Genomic DNA, 19,810 nt, shown 5'->3' on the forward strand with positions numbered 1-19,810 from the left:
TCGTGTGGAAAAAGTGAAGTGCGTCTGTACTTCACTTTTTTTTAAGTGTCTGATCTTATTGGCCAGAAAAACCTTCAGTTTGTTTTCATTGCTGTTGGTGTTTGCGAAGTCATGAAGGTTTTGTTTATCAGGGTTGCGCTGTATTAGATCGTTTCTCTAGGCTAATTTCTACGACTACGTAAGTTAATAATTGGTTAACATCGGCTCTTATATTAGCAGGGGAATAACAGGGGAATAACTAGGGGTTAACAGGGGGTTAACAGGGGTATTACCCCTGTTAACCCCCTGTTATATCCTTGTAATAATAGTGTTACCCCGTTTTTAATAGTTAACTTGATATTAACTTAGTGGTCAGTTAGCTATCGTCAATTATAAACAGAAGGAGAGAAGCTTTATGGCAATTTTAAAAAATGGTCCGAACGGCCCTATTGTTGGGAAATTTGGTTCGGTGAGTGCTTATCTATTGAATGGCCAAAATATCATACGTGGCGGCAAAAGAAAACGAACGTCTCCGCCCAGTGAGGCAGAACTGTTAAATAGGGAAAAACAGAAAGTTGCTGGTAAGTTTGCTGCATGGAATAAAAGAATTCTTGAATTTGGCTATCAATATCTAGCGAAAAAAGAAAGTCGTGTAGGGGCTTTCCAATTGGCACAGCGCCACATTTTTAAAGAGACTCTTGAATTGGATGACGAGAACAAGCCATTCGTTAATCTTGAAAAGCTCGTGCTGTTTTCGGGTCCGCTCACTACGTTATCCAACTGTCAAGTAAGCCTGGATGGCGATCGGATTGATCTTAGCTGGACTGTAGATGATCAATATAAAAGCAGTATATATAAAATCAATCTGGGACTCATAGGTCTCGATACCGAGTCGCATTTGAGAACCTCCATTGCCAATATAAATCAGGGCTCCTGTTCATTACAATTGGAGGGAATAAGCAAGAAAATAGGTGATTACCATGTTTATGTCGGCATATGGGATACACTCGAAGGGGACTTTTCGAATTCTATTTATTGTGGGGTTATATAGTTGTTTCGACGGAATCCATGAGGTGGATTAGAAAAGTGTTATACTCAAAGATAAAATTAGTGACAAGGCTTTATAATTTAAAGCTTTGCCATTTTGAGATTATTATTCAACGATAATACTTATGCCAGCGATGTTGGCCTTGTATTTGATTTTTTCGATCAAAACATAGTAGCTCTAATTACGCAGCAGGAACTCATCCTCTTTGACAACTTCTTCTTTATTGGATTGGTTGACCAGAAGTAGGGTGCCTGCCTCAGATTTAACACAGATATCAATGAGACGGCGACTATATAGATGAAGATGGCTGTCGACATATCGTTTTTCCTTCTCGTTGAAATGCTCTAGGCTTTTTAGCTTTTTCTTACGGCCATGTCCACCTTTATTAAATGTCGTGGCTTTTTGCAAACGATGCCGCGCACTTTGAATAGCCATCAGTCTATAAAGAAATTCTTCCTTGTTACCGATCTGATAATTGTCGCGGTCAATATTGACGGTAATTGGGTATTCGACAGATAACGAGGCCTCAGCGATGATATGTTCTTTCAACTCATGCTGTTTTTTCGGTAGATCTAGTGCTAGGAATAAGAAAATTTTGCCTTTCACGATCTTGATCGAACTCGTACAGATTTTAATCTGGCCTACCAATGTATGTTGTAGCAGCACCCGTTTATCCGATCTGTCCCTCCCTAGATATGTGCGAAAGGGTATTTTGAATAATTTAAGTTTAAAATCGCGGCCTTTTTCATCATTGCTTAGTTTTACCTAATCACCCGAGAAGGGGATAGGCATATCTTTTTTATAGTTGCGCAATGTTTGTTATGCTGTTTGCTATGTAGACCGGATTTTGGTATGTGCCTCTAAAGAAAAAAAAGACATCATGCATATCGGTCACAATATCAAACGTATCCGTGAGATACAGGGGATAAAGCAGGAGGCTTTTGGTCAGCTCTGCCGTAATAGGTATTCACAGCAGCGTATTTCGGACTTTGAAAATATGGTCGCTCTGGATGAGCCACTGTTGGATGAACTGGCGACAGCATTAGGAGTAACATCTGATTTTCGTAAAGTCTTTTAAGGATGAAAATGTAATTTTACCATATACAGAATAATAGTAATTCGACCTTCAATGATAATCCAATAGGCCCAAACTCTCAGCCTACATTTAATTATGACGGTTCAGAAAAATTGGTCGCTCTTTTAGAAAAATTTATTGAGGAAGATCGGATCAAAACGCAATCTATCGCTGATCTCAGCAAGGCTGTACTCGATCTCGCTGCCGAGGTCAAGAAATTAAAGGAAGAGAAGTAGCGATCATTTTAAAAGTTGGGTAAGGTTGATATTTCGTGAGCTTTTGTTAGATATTAAAGTTTTACTATCTCAAGAGATATTTGTAAAGATAATAGGGAAGAGGTTATGGCTATAATAGTCTCAATTCAGGAACTTACGAAATATATAGCCCACGGTTTTGGCTTATAGGAGCCGTATATTTTTTTGTCTAATCTTTTTCCTCTTTGGATATTGTGTACTCAGTTCATCAAGCACTGATCTAGACGCGAGTTTCCATACAAAACCTCTATAGGGCTCTCCACTTCTAATAGCCCTCGAGATATATGTTCCATTATAACGACCAGGATCCTTTTTCGCACTAGCAATGGAAGGAAATGTCTGGAGGACCTTGCCATTGTTATCGCATCTGTTTACCGGTTTCCAAATAGCAAAATTGGGTCTAACAATTTCGGGCATTTTGTTGATCCTAGCGGGGTCAATTCTGTTTTGTTCTAATGTACGATATCGTTTTTCACTTCGGGTTAACATCTCCAGATTATTCAAACGGCAATTCAGGCCATCATTGTCAATTGGACTTATTATTATATCGTCATGATCCTGAAGGTCCAATCCCTTGAATGTAAAAAAAACGAGTCTGCGCACGATGAGGTAATGCGACTCGGATTCATTTGCCAAGGTAACATGCAATATGTTAACATGGTCGTCCATAGATGCATTGTAATGCTTCTTTACGCTCTGTTTCAATATTCTTCCTTTTACAAATTGGGTTCCACAACGACTATGGGGCACAGTTCTGTCTAATGAACGTACCCTGCCTAAATTAGACACCTGATAGTATCCCTCAAATTTCTTAATATCCATCCAGATTTCCCGAGGAAGGTTGGGTGTAGTTATATCCTGATAGGGGTAAACGACCAAAGTTTCCATATGTTCTAAGATAGTTAATTTGATAATTATACAAGCGAAAAATAAAATGCAAAATATTCGCTGATACAGATGCAAAAAGTAATTTACTGTTGAATAATATATTCTTTCTAGGTATTTATCAATTTCAAATAAATTTTTTGCTCTTTTTTAGTAAATAATATTTTGGTCTTCTATTGATAATTAATTGATTAAAAAGTATTTTTACAATAAATTATTAACGCCATGCTATTAGAATTATGAAAAGTATATCTAAACTGATTTCTTTCTTATTGCTGTATTTGTTTTCAGTTAGCCAATTGTTTGCACAAGATTTGACTTTCACTAGCTATAGTAACCAAAGTGAAATTTCGGCTACAGGAAGTATTATCTTAAAGCCCGGGTTTCATATCCCTACGGGACAAAATGTCCGAATATATATTACAGGTATTCCTTCACAGCCCTTAAATGCTTCCTTGAGTGCAAATCAGAATTATATAGTTACCAATACTTTTCGGAAAGCTTATACAACTATCCCTACTAATCCAACAACAAACGATTTTATTCAGGAAGTAGCTTATTTTGATGGTCTTGGAAGGCAGATTCAGACTGTGACAACTAAGGCTAGTCCTACTTTTAAGGATATTGTTGAGCCGCAGGAATATGATGGGTTTGGGCGAGAATCAAAAAAGTATCTGCCCTATTCATCTGCGGAAACACCTGGGGCATTTAAAGCTTCAGTTTATATTGCTCAGGCAGCTTTCTACAATACACCTCCTTCTGGTGTAGCGGGGAGTCCCCATCCTTTTTCTTTAACGGTATTTGAAAATTCCCCTTTAAACAGGGAGTTGGAACAGGGAGCTCCCGGTGCATTTTGGCAGCCTCAAAATACAAACATTACAGGGTCTGGCCATACAATTAAGAAAGAGTATAGTACCAATAATACAACAGCATTTACAGATGTTGCAAATACAAAACGGGTAAACTTGTATGGTGTTTCACTTTCTACAGATGGAGTTCCTAGCCTTACTATAAATGGCGCTTACGGTGCAGGACAATTATATGTCTATGTTACCAAAGATGAAAATTGGATAGCTTCTGACGGTCGTGCAGGAACAAAGGAAGAGTATGTAGATAAGGAGGGTAGGACGGTATTAAAAAGAGTCTTTAACAAAAAGAATGATGGGGGCATTGAAATGCTTTCGACCTATTTTGTTTTTGATGACTTTGGGGATTTGACGTATGTACTGACTCCGGGAAGAATAGGCGTGTTCGATCCTGACGGAGCTACGCTCCCTACTGCCACTCAATTAAATGACTTTTGCTATCAATATCGGTTTGACGGAAGGCGTAGGATGGTGGAGAAAAAAGTTCCAGGAAAAGATGTTGAATACCTCGTCTATAATAAAAACGATCAGGTGGTCTTGACGCAAGATGGCATCCAGCGCGCTAAAAGCCCAAAGGAATGGACTTTTACGAAGTATGATGCCTTTTCGAGAGTCGTTATGTCTGGAAAATATACCACCACACTGACTTTAAGAACAGATGTACAAGCCTTGGTTGATGGATATACCGTTTTATGGGAAAGTCCGCTGAATACAAATCCATCTGGATATGCCAATACTTCATTTCCATCTGGAAATGGAGCAGAAGTATATAGCTATGTATATTATGACAATTATGATCTGCCATCCGATTGCCCTGCAGAGTGGAAGACTTTGGCTTCTTCCTATTCTAAAATGATAAAAAGTCTACGGACAGCCACAAAAACCAAGATACTTGGTACGACAAGTTATTTGTGGAGTGTGGAATATTATGATGATTATGGCCGGGTAACGAGGACTAACGCACAGCATCAACATGGAGGAAACGATATTGTTGAAAATACTTATAATTTTCCTGGAGAGTTAGCTGAATCTAAAAGGACGCATACAAAGGGAAGTACGACTACAATTATTAAAGAACGAAATGAGTATGATCATCAAGGGCGCTTGATCAATACTTATCATCAGGTGAATAGCCAACCTGAGGTGTTGTTGTTATCCAATGCATATAATGAGGTAGGAACATTAATTACCAAAAAGCTGCATTCAGAGAATGGAGGCGGAAATTTTTTACAAAAGTTAGATTACCTACATAATATTCGCGGCTGGCTCACTTCAATCAATGGGACTTCCTTGAATGCGACAGAGAATGACTTATTTGGCCTCGATATAAAATATACAGATGACGATCGGCAATTAAAGGTTTATCCTGGTCAGTATAATGGTAATATTTCAGAGGTGATTTGGAATTCAAGCCGTACCAATAAATTGCGTGGTTATGCATTTAAATACGATAATGCATACCGTCTTCTTGCAGCAGATTTCAGAGCTTTCGGGACAAACTGGACCGCTGACCCAGAAAATAATAGATTTACAGAGGGAGATATTGCTTACGATAAGATGGGTAATATTTTGCAGCTCAAACGCAACGGTACGATCAGTGCAACTGCATTCGGCGTTATGGATGATCTAACATATACGTATGCTGGAAATAAATTGCTTAAGGTGGATGAAAAATCAACCGGAAATAGATCGTACGGTTTTAAAGAACCAACACCTACGGCAAGTGATGAATTCACCTACGATGTTAATGGAAATCTTAAGACAGATATTAACAAAGGAATTACAGCTGTATCCTATAACTACTTAAACTTACCTGAGCAAGTTACGATCGGAGGAAATAACATTATTTATCAGTATGATGCCTCGGGTATAAAGCTTAACAAGACCGCAGGTTCAAACATTACTAACTATATTAATGGTATACATTATATTGGAGATCAGATTAATTTTATTCAGACTGCGGAGGGTAGGATCTTGCGTTCGCCAAGTACTGGACTTTATTCCTATGAATATCAGGTCAAAGATCATCAAGATAATGTTCGATTAGCATTTGACAAGGATCCAAGCACATCAAAAGCACGGATCATCCAGGAAGATAGCTATTATCCATTTGGGTTGACTTTCAATTCCTTTACTTCGGGAGACAGAAATAAGTATCTTTTCCAAAAGCAGGAATTTCAGGATGAATATGGACTGAATTGGTCACAGTTCAAATGGCGCATGCATGATCCTGCGATAGGAAGATTCACCAGCATTGACCCGCTGGCTACAGATTATACGCATAATAGCCCATATGCTTTCTCTGAAAACCGTGTGATTAATGGGGTTGAATTGGAGGGGTTGGAATTCGCAGGTATGAGCTATAGTTATAATGGTAATGCCATGAAGGCAATTACTGCTAGTGCTCAGAGATCGACCCAGACAGAAACAGAGAAAAAACAGGATGCGGCCTTCCTTATAGATGTTATGCCTTTCATTGGTGATGCGAAAGGCTTTATTGAGGTTTTTACTGGAAGAGATTTAGTTTCTGGGCAAAAATTAAGTGCTGGTAATAGATTGCTTGGGATGGTATTCTTGTCTGAGGCAAGAAGCATAAATAAGGTGGCAGAAGTCGTCAAAGATGCGAGCAAAGTAGCTAGGGCTGAAGAAAAAATCATGGATGCTACAGCCAATCGTGTAAAACCAAGAAAGGCAACTCTAGCTAAAGTTGCAGAGAATCAACCTAAGAATGCGAAAGGTGAAATGCTAGATCCCAATACTGGTCAAGTGTTAGATCCCCAAAAAACTGATTTGGGACATAAGCCTGGCCAGGAATGGAAGACAAGAAAGAAAATGCATCAAGCTAAAGGTAGTACCAGAAAAGAGGTAATTGAAGCAGAAAATGATCCAAATTTATACCAATATGAGGATCGATCAAATAATAGAAGCCATAAATATGAAAAAAAAGATGACAGCAAAAAAAACTAACGATCAAATATTTCAAAACTTGGTCGATCTAATTTATAAAAACGACCAAAGCAAAATGGACGGCTTATTAAGAGATGGTTTTAATATTAAGCAAGTTGATAGTGATGGTAGAACAGCTTTATATTACGCTGTACTTGACGATAACCCTGCTTTGGTAAAATTCTTTTGTAGTAAAGGATTTGATGTCAATGTACAAGATAATTTAGGCTGGACGCCGTTACATCATTGTGCGCAAAATTATCAAACTGAAATTGCAAAAATACTTATTGAAAATGGTGCAGAAGTCGATATTAAGGATAATTACGGGAATACGGCTTTATTTCGGGCTACATTTGCTTCACAAGGTAAAGGAGATATGATCAGATTGTTACTGGAACACGGAGCCAATCGAGATAGTAAAAATAATGCAGGTGTGAGCCCACTGCAACTTGCAAACACAATTGCGAATTATAATGTCCAGCAATTTTTTGAATGATGTTTCACAGTGAATGCTAAAATAAATAGGTTGTTTCTTAATTTAGATGTAGCTTTTTAATGTTATGGGTATCATATTATCAGAAAAAGAAATAGAATCAGTGGTTAAATTGACTCCATTTGATAGATATAAATACTTTCTGAAAAGAGTGGCTGATACTGAGAGGATGTATACTTTAGTTAATGGCAATAACGAATATGCGCTTTCCGAGGTAAAAGGAAATTACGTCTTTTCATTATGGCCTTTTAGAGAATATGCACTATTATCAATTGTTGGGGAATGGGATAATTATCAGGTAAAGGAGATAACTTTAGATCAATTTGAGAATGAGGTTATAGATTTTATTGAGGAAAATAAATACTTAATTAATGTTTTTACAGTCGATTCAAAAGCAGGTTTTATTGTTAACTTGATAGAATTTGCTCGAGATTTGAGTGATGAGTTGAAAAAATATTAGGTTAGCACTAGGTCATACTCACTTATTTCAAATGTCAGAATCCATCAAAATGAATATAGAGGATGTTTCAAATGAATTGCTGTCGCGAATTCATGATAGTTTTAAAGAATTTGATTTTGTTTTAAATAAAAGCCAATCCGAATTTAAAAGAAATGTTAATGATTGTACACAGATAGTTGATCTATTCTTTTATAAAAAAAGCCAATTTATTACTATTGAACCTGAAATTAGAATCAAAGAACATCAAATTGAAAAGATCTATAGAGCGGTATCTCAAATAAAGGATAGGCCGTATTTAACATTAGGGAACCATTTATTTGAGATTGTAAAATATATTGATCATGGTATAGAAATAGACGATTCGGAAGAGGAGATCCGAGATTGGCTAGTAGAAGATGAAGATGATATAAGTAAGCTAGTAGAAATTATTCCTAAATATTTAAAAGGAACAATACTACCGTATTTTGATCAAAATAGCTCTGTTCATAGGGTTGATGAATTATTGAATAAATATCCGCGAGAACTTTCAATTCATAACGTAATGTATCCGCTGAGGGCTAACATTGCGATAATAGCAGCTAAATTAAACCAGAACCCTAAATTCGACGAATTGCTTGAAATCTATGATGAGGAGCTTTACGATGCGGTGGAAACATATAGAGGGGAATTTTTGAAATTAAAAAGGGAACTCAAATAGGGATGCTTAAAATTTAAAGAGTAAAGAATTGAAAATAGTTAAATTATATATATTCCTTTTGATTATTTGATGGTTAATGTGTTTGTCACAGAGGAGAAGTCGATTAATTAAGGCCAATAGTGATAAGCTGAATTTCTAAATAGCCATTTCTGTTAATAATGAATTTAAGAAATATAACAATCGGCTTGGATTATGATACGTATATTGACTTGGATAATGCATTGCGCTACCAATTTCAACTTCGCACACGTTTTATTTGTAATTTCCTGTCCCGTCGTATACGAGAATTTAAAGTGAATACAAATCGTCAATATAATATGATTTCGGTTGCTTTATTACCGATGCATAGCGAGATAAAAAGTACAAAATAAAATATGGAGATGTATTAGCAACATATTTACCGTTCGATGATCAAAAGTATAAGGATTCTGTTCAAAATAACAATTTTGCCTATTATTTAGATCTACTACAACAAGGATTTATTAAGGCGTCAGAATTCACTATTGTACCTCTCGAAATACTTTTGAAATTGCTATATGATTTTAAAGAGGGGGAGTATAAAAATGAGTGGATACATAAAAAGAAACGTTTTAAAGACATTGATTTGGAAATTGTATTACGTTGTGAGTTCACGAGTAGCTATTTCCAGCTTATAACTATGGTAAGCCAGATCTCAACGAAAGAAAAGCTAGTTGAGGGAATTGCCATGAGAACCGAACCCGACGAGGTGTTGTTTGATAAAATGTTTAAAGATATTTTAGTTGATGATAAATCCATTATCATTACAGATTCTAGTGATTCTCCTCGAGTTCTAATTGATTTGAAAGATGTTAAACGGGGTGTTTTTAACAAAAAGTTTGCTCCATATATTTATGATTATTCATATTCAGAGGCAGAGAACGAACGGTATGAAGCTACTCACAACAATGTCGTTAGAATATTATCCTATAGTGGAAATTAGAGATGGAATCAATTATTTATATATTTTGGAATCAATTAGTGCTTTTTGGAAGTCAAATAAAATGGAAGTAGAATAATGTTCTGAACTTGTTTATGGATTTTTAATTCTACTTAAAGAACATAACAGCACCTTGTTTAGCCATTGGTATAAGAAGGGCCGGAGTAAAAAAGATGCAATGAAAAATGAAATAATTTTGGAACCTCTTTTTTTTAATAATGAAATTAATAGAAATTGGGATAAACTATTTCACAATCTAGGTGCAAGAATTTCCTATTGGACGGGAAATATTGGACCTGCAGATATTAGCTTTCAGGTTGGAGTTTATGGTGATAGGCCTCATCATGTGAACAGCTGTGTTTTAGGTCTGCCTGAGAAATGTGATTTTTATGAAGATGAACAAAATAGGATAAAATTAATTAGATTGTTTAAGGAATATTGGAAGCCAGGTGAGCTATTAATTAATGGCTCAAAAGTTAACTTTTAGATGTTGTTAGAAAAGAATTAATATTAAATGAGCTGGGACATAGTACTTTTTAAATCAAGACAGGATATAAGAGATCTTTCGATTCTGGATGAAAATAAACTCGAAGTGACAGATTTTAATCAGATTCTTGACAATTCATTCAGAGAAATTAAAGTGGATGGTGATCATCGGGAAATTAGTGGAGACGATTTTTCGATAGATTATTTCGCGTCTGAACCAAACAGCAATTTCATGCTGAGCCTAAATGGAGAGAAAGCTATGCAGATAATGATTGAGTTAGCGAAAGAGCATAAATGGCAAATTTATGATTCTGCTTTAGATGCGATGATCGATTTAGACAATCCTTTAAATAACGGATATGAAAAGCATCAAAATTATGTTGAATATATTTTAAATAAACCCGAGGCTTAATCATTGGCTATATCTTGTAAACAGCCATTAGATTTAAAAAAATGACAAAGAGAGAGTTTTTAAGAAATGAACTGCTTCGCGGTGTTGAAGCAAAAATTGTGGATTCGGGATTTAAATTGATAAAATCAAAAGCATGTTTTATTAAAAAGACAACATTTGGATGGATGAAATATGTAGTCACATTTCTTCTTGATGACAATGGTTGGATTATTAGACCAGATTTGTTAGCAAGATTTAATAATGTGGAAGATTTCTTTCATCAAGGGTCAGGATTTGAAAAAAAAATATCAAAAAGTTGGATGAGGACTATTACCGTTACTATGAATCTTTTTCCGATGGCTTTTATCTAGAAACTTATAATAATATTCGGGAATTAGTTTTTAAAGATATTGAATAAATATGGATGCGGGCGAATTTGATGAGGTTATAAGCCTAATATATCAAAACCGATTTACTGACATTGAAAAATTATTTAAATCTGGGCTGGACGTTAGAAAAAAAGATAACGAAGGAAGGACAATATTATTCCATGCTGTGCTTGATGATAACCCTGCTTTGGTAAGTTTCTTTATTAAGAAAGGATTTGAAGTGAACGTACAGGATAATTTAGGTTGGACTCCGTTACATCATTGTGCGCAAAATTATCAAACTGAAATTGCAAAAATACTTATTGAAAATGGTGCAGATCTTGAGATGAATGATAATTATGGAAATACTGCTTTATTTCGGGCAGCATTTGCTTCACAAGGTAAAGGGGATATGATCAGATTATTACTGGAACACGGAGCCAATCAAGATAGTAAAAATAATGCAGGTGTTAGTCCAAGGCAGTTAGCAAATACAATAGAGAATTACGATGTTAAGCAATTTTTTTGAATGATGTCCCAGTGTGAATGAGTAAATGCTATTTGATGTGAATATACGCGATAATTTATGATAGCTACCATTACAACATTGTGCACAAAATTACCTAGTTGGAATTGCAAAAATGCTTAAATGGTACGGGTCTCGGGATTAAGGATCATTACGGCAATACAGCTTTATTTTCGTACTACATTTGCTTCAAAAGCTAAAGGAGAGATGATCAGATTATTGTTGGAGGAGAGTAACATTTTTTATGCAACTTCAATAGCTCGGCTTCGGCATAAAAAGTTAGGTGAAATATCAGTGCTATAAAACTCAGTAGTATTCGTTATTAACCGCTTAAACATCTATGACTTTTTATGTGTTTAATGAAAGCTGATCTTATAGAACGGATTTAATATTTGGATAAATACTGTTGTTGCTTAACGATAATTTCAATATTTTTGTTTCAAATTCTTTAGGCCACATTAACTTGTTGAATATGATCTACGGATTTAACTAACCTTATTATATTTTTAAAATGCGAATTTTACGATATTTCGGTTCTCTTGCCCTTCTCCTGGTTTTCGGCTGTTTCTCTAGGCAAGCTCTTGCCCAAAATAAAGTCCATGAACCTACTTTTTTAAGCCCAAATGCTGCTTCCCTTTTAAGTTATAACCAGTCTTCTGTAAACGGATATACTGGTCAGATAAATTTGAGCGTACCAATTTGGCATATTGAATCCAAAGGATTGTCGCTTAATCTATCTTTGGGATATAATTCTGGCGGAAACAAAGTAGAAGATATCGCATCATGGGTTGGTCTTGGATGGAATCTTTCGGGATTGCCAATGATCAGCAGACAGATCCGGGGTTTACCTGACGAGGAACCTGGAGGGTATATTGAAGGATACCAAGGACGTGCGATGGAATACTATGTCAATAATTTCGAAGGTTCTACTCTGTATAATGATTTTAAAATCTCATCAGCGACCAATCCTGTAGATACTGAAGCAGATGTGTTTTATCTATCTGTGAGTAATTTTTCTGGAAGATTTTTTTATGACCAAATTTCAAACAGATTTCTGACGGAAGAAATAACCGATATAAAAATTGTCTACGATCGGAATACAAATTCATTTACTGTAACTGATGATTCAGGAATTGTATATACTTTTTCAGTAGGAGAAACTTCCCAATTGAATGGAACCGTTCCAGGTAAATCGACAGTGAACTCCTGGTTACCTAGCAAGATTGAAAATTCAACTAAAACTAGTAGCATTCAAATTGATTACACGCTAGAAAATCAATTAAGTTATCGTATAGGACCTAACTTAAAATACATACAATTTGGGCCCAATTATAATGGTAGCTTAAACGATAATTTTTCTTTTTTAACGAGTTTAGTCAAGTCATATATGCCCTCTGTTATAACCTATGACGGTGGAAAGATCAAATTTATTAAGAATATAGCGGAAAGAGAGGATTTGGCAGGGGGATATAGTTTGAACAAAGTGATCATTTCAGATTCTAAAGATAACGTAATTTCGCAAACTGATTTTCAATACTCGTATAAAGCAGGTTCGGGAACAACAACATATCGCTCAAACAAATGGATGTTTTTAGATAGTGTAAACCTAAGTGGATCAAATGGCAGTTTTAATCAAAAATACCGCTTTAGTTATGATGTAGTATCTATGCCTCCTTCTCGGATATCTTATGCACAGGACTGGTGGGGATATTATAATGGTGCAATTACAAATACTAATTTAATAGGCCCGAGTATGGTAACGGTACCTGGACAGACCAGCAAATTGCACATAGATGGTTCAAATCGTTTGGTCAATGAACAATATTCCCAATTTGGTATTCTTAAAAAAGTACAATATCCGACTGGGGGCAGTGCTGAGTATTCTTATGAGAATAATGAAACAGCTGATATGAAGGTTCCCTCGAGTTATGATAAACAACAATTGTTTCTTTCGGCCGAAGAAATGTGGCAGGATCCCGAGCCAGTTTTCCCCAATCAGAAGTCATTTGTTGCAAATTTTACGATAAATAATAGCTTTGATCCTTTCTTAAACAATAATCCAAACGGAGGAGCATTTTTATCCGCCGATGTAACGGATTTAGGGGTACCTGCAGGTACCATGGGGGCTTCGTTACGGATTCGTGGGATTTCCGCTACCAATACCAATATCTCTCGTTTATTTTATGATAGTTTTAGCAATGCCTATTTCCCTAATGGTGATTACGAGATAAAGGCGGAGTTTAACCAAAATCCTCCCAATTATATGAACTTTGTGTGCGGATTGTCCTGGTATACTAAAAGAAGTTTGACAACAAATAAATTAGGGGGGCTTAGAATTCGTGAGACTAAAGACTATCCTGCTATTGGTACCATTGCATTTGTCAAAAAATACTATTATTCTTATGACCGGTTCGGACAGAAATCTTCGGGAAAACTTTTTAGTGGAAGCAACTTTAACAACGTAATAGATCATGTCTCTCATATTCAGAACAATCAGATAGGTTTAAATTATTATGTAGAAATATCTGCTTCGCCAAGTACACAGACAACATCTCAAAGTTCTTCGGTAGTTGGTTACGATCGGGTATATGAAATGATGATAAGCAATAACGACACAACACTTGTGAAGTACGATTATATCAATTTACCAGATGAAAACTCTTTTACACATCCTTATCCTCCGGCGCAATCCTTTGTATTGCAAAACGGGAAAATTCGACAAGAAACAGTTTACTTATTGAAAAATAACAAATTAGATTCTCTCCAAAAAACTTCCAATGACTATGATCTGACTCCAGGAGATCAAGTATTTTATAATTTGAAAAGAATTGATGATGACGGAACTTATGGAGGGGCATTTACAGGTACGATCGAATATCCTGGTTATTATCCTTATACTTTTACACGTTTAAAATGTAATTTGTTAAATACTGTAAAGACAACGTACTCTCCAGTAGGTAACACTCAGTCTTCAACGACGAATTTTTATAACGATTTAGGTGATTTAATTCAAAGTGACCAAAGTTTAAGTACGGGTAGAACAACACGATATAAATTCATATATCCTGGAGAAACGACGTTTAACGGTGCGAATGAAAGTGCACGGCTTTGGATGGTGGCAAATAACGTAGTGGCAAAACCCGTTCGTACGAAAAAATACGAAGTTAATGGCAGTACAGAGAAATTGTTGGAAGAGAGTGTTTCCTTTCATAAACAATATGGAACTCTTTCTCAAAACGTATTTATTGAAAAGACTGAAATATTGAAACCCACTGAAGTTAGTGAACGTATAGTTTTCCCATCCTACGATAAATATGGAAATCTGCAAGAAATAAAAAAACAGGAAAATCCAACGGTAACCTATCTTTGGGGCTATAATGGTCTTTATCCAATTGCCGAAATCAAGAATGCAACTTACACAGAAGTGGCTACAGTACTCACTCAAGCGGCGATCGATAACCTGAACGGCAGTCAGACTGAGGCTAGCATGGAGACCCTGATCAAAGCAGCATCGGATAAGCTTCGTAGTGATTCTAGACTTGCTAAGGCCATGGTGACGACCTATACCTATAAGCCCTTGGTTGGTATGACGAGTAAGATGGATGCCCGTGGGATTATCGAGTATTATAACTACGACGGTATGCAGCGCCTGCAGGCCATCCTTGACCACCTAAACAATGTAAACAGGTCCTTTGATTACCATTACCGTTCCAATTAAGCCTACCCGTTATGAAAAAGAACTTTTTAATCTTATTGTCGTTAGCCGCATTGGTGGAGATTTTGATACCGTTAAATATGGAATAACTCGTACCTTTATCCCTATGACCGATATCCAGAAGAGATTTGACCGTATACTTGCTATTTATATGCATCTGCAAGCTAAACCTGTTGTGACAGCTGCAGCGTTGGCAGAACGATATGAAGTAAGTCAGCGTACCATTTATAGAGATATTCGTTCTCTGATGCAGGCAGGGGTACCTATTTATGGTGAAGCGGGAAGCGGTTATTCTTTGGTGGAGGGATATAAGATGCCACCTTTGCAATTTACAAGGGAAGAGGCATTGAGTTTTGTCGCAGCAGAGAAATTAGTTGAAAAATATACAGACCGGAATCTTGCTCATCATTTTACCACGGCATTGCTGAAAATGAAAGCTATATTACGGGGCAACGAAAAAGAACAGGTAGCCTTAGTTGGGGATAACTTTCTGGTGCGCGGTGGGCGGCATCAATTCAATGAGAAGCTAACCCATGGCACCAATATTCTGATCGAAAGCATCGCAGCAAAGAAATGTGTTGAAATCTATTATTCCAAACCTTCCGATAAAACTCCAGAAAGGCGTGAAATCGAAGCTGTGGGTATTTTTGTGGAGAGCAAGTTTTGGTATGTACTTGCTTTTTGTAGATTGCGACAAGATTATAGGCAATTCCGCTTGGATAGAATAAACAATATTAGAATACTTGCTGAAGATTTTGGAAAAGAGCATCCCGAACTGTCTTTCTTTCTGAGTAAGCGACATGAAGTGCCGACAACCAAAGTGGTGGTGCAAGTGGATAAAGAAATGGCTAGGTATATGGAGTGGGATCGTCACTATTTTGGTTTCCAAGAAGAAATTGTTACCGATAACTATGTGGAAATGCATTTTGACTGCATAAATATGGAGAATGGGTTTGCGCGCTGGTATCTCATGTTTGCGGATAAAGGTCGCATAATTGAACCCGAATCGCTAAAAGATGTTGTAAGACGTTTGCTTTCGGCTGCTTTCAAGCAAGTTTAGCTGTACATGAAGGAATCAGGATTCTTTACTATGGTAAAGGAAAAACTTGTTCGGCGGAAAGGGAGGATGCCGAACAAGTTAAACTGTAAATTGTACTAAAAAGTTTTTGATCCATGTCAGGATAAAACTTCCGTTGTCTGTATCATTATTAACCCCTTTCCCAAAAAAATGGTGGTTGGATACCCAGTAAGCGTAAATAGACAAAGGCCTGACCACGATGGTGGATCTCGTTGTCAATAAAATAAAATATGCTATGGATAATGGGGGATTTGTATTGTCCAAATAAATTGAACTCTTCGGCAAAGCGTTCTTCTGGAATTTGATTGAACAGTTCACTGATCTGAGGAGTAGCTTCATCCCAGGCCTGCAGTAATTGTGCTTTGGTCGAATAGCTGAGATTCTCGTTGAGTTCGCCGCTTTTGTTATTGACAATTTCCTGGAGACCTGGAACAGCAATACCCAGTAGCTCCTTAATCATATCTGCAAAAGTGCGCATGCCTTCTACCTTGTAATTGAACAATCCTTCTTCTGGAAATTTTTCAATAGTCTGTCTTGTTAGGTTTCTATGGCCTAGCCAATGTTGAAGTAGCTCGTTCTTCGAAATGATTTCTGTTTTCATGATTTTCGTATTTAAAGTTTTAGTAAGCGATACATCACCTGCTGTGTTGTATGACAGTTCAAAATTAACGCGACTTATGACAGCTGTATGGCAGTATTGATTTGGGTGCTAATTTTATTTTTTTGGTGGCATTGTTCGATGTAAGGAATGTTGAAAGGGCAAATCGTAAAAATAGGGGAGTGGTTTTAAAAAGAAGTAGAAAATAAAAAAAAATAATTCACTAATTATTTGACAGTTATAAAAATGTTTGTAACTTTGCAGTCCCTTAATGGGAATAGTATGTCTTGAGCGAAGCCCTACTGCTTCGAAGGACTTTTAATTAATTAATTTACAACATGTCAGGTATTATTGGAAAAAAAGTAGGAATGACGAGCCTGTTTAACGCTGATGGGAAAAATATTCCTTGTACAGTGATTCAGGCCGGGCCGTGCGTGGTTACGCAGATACGTACGGAAGAAAAGGATGGCTACTCGGCAATTCAACTTGGTTTCGACGAAGCTAAGGAGAAAAACACGACAGCTCCTTTGAAAGGGCACTTTGCGAAAGCAAACACAACGCCTAAGCGTAAGTTGGTAGAGTTTAAAACTTTCCCAGATGCAAAACAACTTGGTGACGTAGTTGACGTTACTCTTTTTGAAGAAGGTGAGTACGTAGATGTAGTTGGTACTTCAAAAGGTAAAGGTTTCCAAGGTGTAATGAAACGTCATGGATTTGGTGGTGTAGGTGGTGCGACTCACGGTCAGCACAACAGATTACGTGCTCCAGGTTCATTAGGTGCTTCATCATGGCCTTCACGCGTATTCAAAGGTATGCGCATGGCTGGTCGTACAGGTGGTGACAGAGTTAAAGTTCAAAACTTACAGGTGTTGAAAGTTTACGCTGAGCAAAACCTTATCGTTGTTAGTGGTTCCATTCCAGGAGCTAAAGGTTCTTATGTAATCGTAGACAAATAGTAGAGATGGAAGTTAAAGTTTTAAATTTATCAGGTAAAGAAACAGGTGCCAAGGTGCAACTTCCTGAGTCGGTATTTGGGTTAGAGCCTAACGATCATGCGATCTATTTGGATGTGAAACAATACTTAGCGAACCAACGCCAAGGAACTCACAAATCTAAACAACGTAACGAAATCGCGGGTTCTACTCGTAAATTACACAAACAAAAAGGTACTGGTGGTGCTCGTGCGGGTTCTATCAAATCTCCATTGTTTAATGGTGGTGGTCGTGTATTCGGTCCTCAACCTCGTGACTACTCGTTCAAATTGAACAAAAAATTGAAACAAGTAGCACGTAAATCAGCGTTATCTTACAAAGCAAAAGATAATAACATTGTGGTATTGGATGAAGTAAAATTCGATGCTATCAAAACTAAAAACTATGTTGCTTTAATAAATGCGTTGAACGTAGCTGATGAGAAAACATTGTTGGTATTGCCAGCTTACGATGAGATTGTTTATAAATCAAGCAGAAACTTGAAAAAAGCAAAAGTTATTGTTGCAGCTGATTTAAATACATATGATGTATTGAACGCAACAAAATTATTGTTGACTACAGATTCTGTTAAAACTTTGGAGGAAGCATTAGCTAAGTAATATGGAAATTATTAAAAAACCTATCTTGACTGAGAAAGCTTCTTTGTTAACGGAAAAATTAAACCGTTACGCTTTCAAAGTAGATCACAGAGCAAACAAAATCCAGATTAAAGCAGCTGTTGAGGCTATGTTTGGTGTTACAGTTCTTGCTGTAAACACTGCAGTAGTAGCTGGTAAAGCAAAAAGCCGTTACACAAAAGCAGGTTTCGTATCTGGTAGAGCTCCTAAGTATAAAAAGGCTGTCATTACGATTAAAGACGGCGAAACTATTGACTTTTACAGTACTATATAATACAAAATGGCAGTTAAAAGATTCAAACCGGTAACCCCTGGTACTCGTTTTAGAGTAGGCGCTGACTACTCTGATGTTACTACAAACGTTCCTGAAAAATCGTTAGTAGTAAAAATCAACAAGAAATCAGGCGGTCGTAATAACTCCGGTAAAATGACTATGCGTTATCTCGGTGGGGGACATAAAAAAGTATACCGATTAATTGATTTCAAACGCGATAAAAAAGATATCCCTGCAAAAGTAGCTACTATCGAGTACGATCCAAATCGTACTGCTCGTATTGCCTTGTTGCATTACGCAGATGGTGAAAAACGTTACATCCTTGCTCCAGCTGGTTTAGTAGTTGGTCAAACTGTAATTGCAGGTGATAAAGTTGCCCCAGAAGTTGGTAATACATTACCATTAGCAAACATTCCATTGGGTTCTATCATCCACAACATTGAATTAAATCCTGGTCAAGGTGGTTCAATTGCTCGTTCGGCTGGTACTTATGCTCAATTGTCTGCTCGTGATGGTAAATATGCCATCATCAAATTGCCTTCGAGCGAAACACGTATGATCTTATTGACTTGTGTTGCTACAATTGGTTCAGTATCGAACCATGAAAGATCTAACCAAGTGTTAGGTAAAGCAGGTCGCAAACGTTGGTTAGGTCGTCGTCCAAGAGTTCGTGGTGTTGCGATGAACCCAGTAGATCACCCTATGGGTGGTGGTGAAGGCCGTACTTCAGGAGGTCACCCACGCTCACGTACAGGTGTATTAGCTAAAGGCTTCAAAACACGTTACAAGAAGAAAACATCGAATCGTTACATCATTGAGAGAAGGAAAAAATAATGGCTCGTTCAATTAAAAAAGGTCCTTATATCGATCACAACTTAGAAAGAAAAGTTCTTTCTATGAATGAAACTAACAAAAAGTCAGTTATCAAAACATGGTCTCGTAGATCAATGATTTCACCTGATTTTGTTGGCCATACCTTCGCAGTGCACAACGGGAATAAATTTATCCCTGTTTATGTAACAGAGAATATGGTAGGTCACAAGCTTGGTGAATTCGCGCCTACGCGTACATTCAGAGGCCACGCAGAAAAGAAAAAATAATAGG

General features: G+C 36.9%; 23 protein-coding genes. 20 read left to right on the plus strand and 3 right to left on the minus strand.

Annotated features, from left to right (window positions below; all coding sequences use genetic code 11):
* Positions 1 to 394 precede the first annotated feature (394 nt).
* Positions 395 to 1,030, plus strand: coding sequence for a hypothetical protein (locus AAH582_RS02260; RefSeq protein ID WP_343321125.1), 636 nt, complete (start codon positions 395 to 397; stop codon positions 1,028 to 1,030).
* Positions 1,031 to 1,204: 174 nt separating this feature from the next.
* Here the strand turns inward: AAH582_RS02260 and AAH582_RS02265 are convergent, their stop codons facing one another.
* Entirely contained in the window at positions 1,205 to 1,633 is a 429-nt protein-coding gene (locus tag AAH582_RS02265) for a hypothetical protein (RefSeq protein WP_343321126.1), read from the minus strand.
* A gap of 274 nt (positions 1,634 to 1,907) precedes the next feature.
* Here AAH582_RS02265 and AAH582_RS02270 point away from each other — a divergent pair, with 274 nt between their 5' ends.
* The gene (locus AAH582_RS02270) at positions 1,908 to 2,105 is read left to right on the plus strand and encodes a helix-turn-helix domain-containing protein (RefSeq protein ID WP_343321127.1); all 198 of its coding nucleotides are present in this window, start codon (positions 1,908 to 1,910) and stop codon (positions 2,103 to 2,105) included.
* Positions 2,106 to 2,215: 110 nt separating this feature from the next.
* Positions 2,216 to 2,338, plus strand: coding sequence for a hypothetical protein (locus AAH582_RS02275; protein WP_343321128.1), 123 nt, complete (start codon positions 2,216 to 2,218; stop codon positions 2,336 to 2,338).
* Positions 2,339 to 2,500: 162 nt separating this feature from the next.
* Here AAH582_RS02275 and AAH582_RS02280 read toward each other — a convergent pair whose 3' ends face one another.
* A complete protein-coding gene (locus tag AAH582_RS02280; RefSeq protein ID WP_343321129.1) occupies positions 2,501 to 3,244 on the minus strand; it encodes an NUMOD4 domain-containing protein in 744 nt (247 codons plus the stop codon).
* A gap of 236 nt (positions 3,245 to 3,480) precedes the next feature.
* On the opposite strand from AAH582_RS02280, the gene AAH582_RS02285 reads away from it, so the two are divergent.
* From AAH582_RS02285 to AAH582_RS02340, 12 genes are all read left to right on the plus strand, one after another.
* Complete coding sequence (locus AAH582_RS02285; RefSeq protein ID WP_343321130.1) at positions 3,481 to 7,074, plus strand: DUF6443 domain-containing protein; 3,594 nt, start codon at positions 3,481 to 3,483, stop codon at positions 7,072 to 7,074.
* The gene (locus AAH582_RS02290; protein ID WP_343321131.1) at positions 7,043 to 7,549 is read left to right on the plus strand and encodes an ankyrin repeat domain-containing protein; all 507 of its coding nucleotides are present in this window, start codon (positions 7,043 to 7,045) and stop codon (positions 7,547 to 7,549) included. The genes AAH582_RS02285 and AAH582_RS02290 overlap by 32 nt, the downstream gene beginning before the upstream one ends.
* Before the next feature lie 64 nt (positions 7,550 to 7,613).
* On the plus strand, positions 7,614 to 8,006 hold the full coding sequence (locus AAH582_RS02295) for a DUF2750 domain-containing protein (protein ID WP_343321132.1): 393 nt from the start codon (positions 7,614 to 7,616) through the stop codon (positions 8,004 to 8,006).
* Between the two features lie 49 nt (positions 8,007 to 8,055).
* On the plus strand, positions 8,056 to 8,703 hold the full coding sequence (locus tag AAH582_RS02300; RefSeq protein WP_343321133.1) for a hypothetical protein: 648 nt from the start codon (positions 8,056 to 8,058) through the stop codon (positions 8,701 to 8,703).
* A gap of 158 nt (positions 8,704 to 8,861) precedes the next feature.
* On the plus strand, positions 8,862 to 9,074 hold the full coding sequence (locus tag AAH582_RS02305; protein ID WP_343321134.1) for a hypothetical protein: 213 nt from the start codon (positions 8,862 to 8,864) through the stop codon (positions 9,072 to 9,074).
* A 152-nt stretch (positions 9,075 to 9,226) separates the two neighbouring features.
* Positions 9,227 to 9,664 carry a hypothetical protein gene (locus AAH582_RS02310; RefSeq protein ID WP_343321135.1) on the plus strand — a complete coding sequence of 146 codons (438 nt, stop codon included), beginning with the start codon at positions 9,227 to 9,229 and terminating at the stop codon, positions 9,662 to 9,664.
* Between the two features lie 175 nt (positions 9,665 to 9,839).
* Entirely contained in the window at positions 9,840 to 10,148 is a 309-nt protein-coding gene (locus AAH582_RS02315) for a hypothetical protein (protein ID WP_343321136.1), read from the plus strand.
* Positions 10,149 to 10,175: 27 nt separating this feature from the next.
* Complete coding sequence (locus AAH582_RS02320; RefSeq protein WP_343321137.1) at positions 10,176 to 10,559, plus strand: hypothetical protein; 384 nt, start codon at positions 10,176 to 10,178, stop codon at positions 10,557 to 10,559.
* Between the two features lie 41 nt (positions 10,560 to 10,600).
* Complete coding sequence (locus AAH582_RS02325) at positions 10,601 to 10,909, plus strand: hypothetical protein (RefSeq protein ID WP_343321138.1); 309 nt, start codon at positions 10,601 to 10,603, stop codon at positions 10,907 to 10,909.
* Positions 10,910 to 10,958: 49 nt separating this feature from the next.
* Positions 10,959 to 11,435, plus strand: a complete 477-nt coding sequence (locus tag AAH582_RS02330) for an ankyrin repeat domain-containing protein (RefSeq protein ID WP_343321139.1) — start codon at positions 10,959 to 10,961, stop codon at positions 11,433 to 11,435.
* A gap of 508 nt (positions 11,436 to 11,943) precedes the next feature.
* Complete coding sequence (locus AAH582_RS02335; protein ID WP_343321140.1) at positions 11,944 to 15,150, plus strand: hypothetical protein; 3,207 nt, start codon at positions 11,944 to 11,946, stop codon at positions 15,148 to 15,150.
* Positions 15,125 to 16,207, plus strand: coding sequence for a helix-turn-helix transcriptional regulator (locus AAH582_RS02340; protein WP_343321141.1), 1,083 nt, complete (start codon positions 15,125 to 15,127; stop codon positions 16,205 to 16,207). The genes AAH582_RS02335 and AAH582_RS02340 overlap by 26 nt, the downstream gene beginning before the upstream one ends.
* Positions 16,208 to 16,355: 148 nt before the next feature.
* Here AAH582_RS02340 and AAH582_RS02345 read toward each other — a convergent pair whose 3' ends face one another.
* The gene (locus AAH582_RS02345; RefSeq protein WP_313155069.1) at positions 16,356 to 16,826 is read right to left on the minus strand and encodes a DinB family protein; all 471 of its coding nucleotides are present in this window, start codon (positions 16,824 to 16,826) and stop codon (positions 16,356 to 16,358) included.
* Between the two features lie 335 nt (positions 16,827 to 17,161).
* Between AAH582_RS02345 and rplC the strand changes: the two genes are divergently transcribed.
* From rplC to rpsS, 5 genes are read left to right on the plus strand one after another with little or no spacing between them, the layout of a single operon-like run.
* Positions 17,162 to 17,779: a 50S ribosomal protein L3 gene (rplC, locus tag AAH582_RS02350; protein ID WP_046674864.1), complete on the plus strand. Its 618-nt coding sequence runs from the start codon at positions 17,162 to 17,164 to the stop codon at positions 17,777 to 17,779.
* A gap of 5 nt (positions 17,780 to 17,784) precedes the next feature.
* Complete coding sequence (rplD, locus tag AAH582_RS02355) at positions 17,785 to 18,414, plus strand: 50S ribosomal protein L4 (RefSeq protein ID WP_046674865.1); 630 nt, start codon at positions 17,785 to 17,787, stop codon at positions 18,412 to 18,414.
* Position 18,415: 1 nt separating this feature from the next.
* The gene (rplW, locus tag AAH582_RS02360) at positions 18,416 to 18,706 is read left to right on the plus strand and encodes a 50S ribosomal protein L23 (RefSeq protein WP_046674866.1); all 291 of its coding nucleotides are present in this window, start codon (positions 18,416 to 18,418) and stop codon (positions 18,704 to 18,706) included.
* A gap of 6 nt (positions 18,707 to 18,712) precedes the next feature.
* Positions 18,713 to 19,540: a 50S ribosomal protein L2 gene (gene rplB / locus AAH582_RS02365; RefSeq protein ID WP_046674867.1), complete on the plus strand. Its 828-nt coding sequence runs from the start codon at positions 18,713 to 18,715 to the stop codon at positions 19,538 to 19,540.
* The gene (rpsS, locus tag AAH582_RS02370; RefSeq protein ID WP_002997495.1) at positions 19,540 to 19,806 is read left to right on the plus strand and encodes a 30S ribosomal protein S19; all 267 of its coding nucleotides are present in this window, start codon (positions 19,540 to 19,542) and stop codon (positions 19,804 to 19,806) included. Before rplB ends, rpsS begins: the two co-directional genes overlap by 1 nt.
* Positions 19,807 to 19,810: the final 4 nt, after the last annotated feature.

This window comes from Sphingobacterium multivorum (genome assembly GCF_039511225.1).
Taxonomy (GTDB): domain Bacteria; phylum Bacteroidota; class Bacteroidia; order Sphingobacteriales; family Sphingobacteriaceae; genus Sphingobacterium.